The 971-nt window shown below is 70.6% G+C and carries 2 protein-coding genes and 1 pseudogene; 1 reads left to right on the plus strand and 2 read right to left on the minus strand.

The genetic code is table 11. The annotated features are described in order from the left end of the window. The coding region (locus H489_RS29950) for an acyl-CoA thioester hydrolase/BAAT C-terminal domain-containing protein (RefSeq protein ID WP_017887481.1) at positions 1-366 on the plus strand (366 nt) is incomplete at its 5' end. A gap of 107 nt (positions 367-473) precedes the next feature. Here H489_RS29950 and H489_RS29955 read toward each other — a convergent pair. Together H489_RS29955 and H489_RS29960 are read right to left on the minus strand one after the other, a co-directional pair. Then, positions 474-788, minus strand: coding sequence for a DMT family transporter (locus H489_RS29955; protein WP_017887482.1), 315 nt, complete (start codon positions 786-788; stop codon positions 474-476). Then, positions 788-971 (minus strand): annotated as a pseudogene (locus H489_RS29960) (QacE family quaternary ammonium compound efflux SMR transporter); the annotation flags it as partial. The pseudogene H489_RS29960 and the gene H489_RS29955, both read right to left, overlap by 1 nt.

A 971-nucleotide genomic window follows, 5' to 3' on the forward strand; every position in this document is an offset into this window, starting at 1 on the left:
CCGCGCTTCCGATCGCTCTACGAACACTCCTACGAAGCTGCCGCGGACCGGGTTCGGGCAGCGGCGGTACCCGTCGAGCGGATACCGCAGCTCGTCCTGATCGCCGGTGAGGACGACCAGGTCTGGCCCAGCGCCCAGAGCGTTCGCCGCATCGCAGCTCGGCGAACCGCGGCCGGGCACACCACGACCGTGGTCATCCATCGGCACGCAGGGCACCGGGCAGTCCTGCCGACCGAGCCGGTCGTGGCCGGAGGGATCGCGATGGTGCGCGGCGGTACCGCCACCGCCGACGCGGCGCTCGGGCTGACGGCACTCGAGACGATCCGGATCGCCCTTGCTCAGGACCGCATCCGTTCATCGAGCTGACCCCAGGGGCTGTCCGTCGCTGACCGGTGCGAGGTTGCACACGTGGTGCGAAGCATCAGGGTCGCACCACGCGTGCAACCTCGCACCAGGCGAAATTGGCACGGCGCTCAGTGCCCGAGCTCGACGAGGAGCACGCCGACGATGATCAGCGCGATCCCGCCGAGCATGAGCGCCGTGAGGGGTTCGCGGAAGAGTACGCGTCCGAGGACGGCGGTCAGGGCGACGCCCGTCGCGGCCCAGATGCCGTAGGCCACCCCGATCGGCAGGCCGAGCGTCAATGCCACCGCGAGCAGGCTGAACGCGGTCAGGTACCCCGCGACGACGGCGACGTACCAGACGCGTTTCCCGTCCGTCGCGAGCTTGAGGCTGATCGTCGCGCCGACCTCGGTGATGATCGCGATCGCGAGCAGGACCCACCCCATCAGCGGGGCTCCTGCTCGCGGCGTGCCAGCGCCCGCTGGGACCCGATCTCGACCAGGAGCACGCCCACCGCGATGAGCGCGATCCCGACGATCATCGTGAGGGTCAGGGCCTGCCCGAACAGGACGGCGGCGAGCACCGCGGTCAGTGCGACGCCGGAAGCGCCCCAGATGCCGTAGGCGACG

The organism is Curtobacterium flaccumfaciens UCD-AKU (genome assembly GCF_000349565.1).
Taxonomy (GTDB): Bacteria; Actinomycetota; Actinomycetes; order Actinomycetales; family Microbacteriaceae; genus Curtobacterium; species Curtobacterium poinsettiae.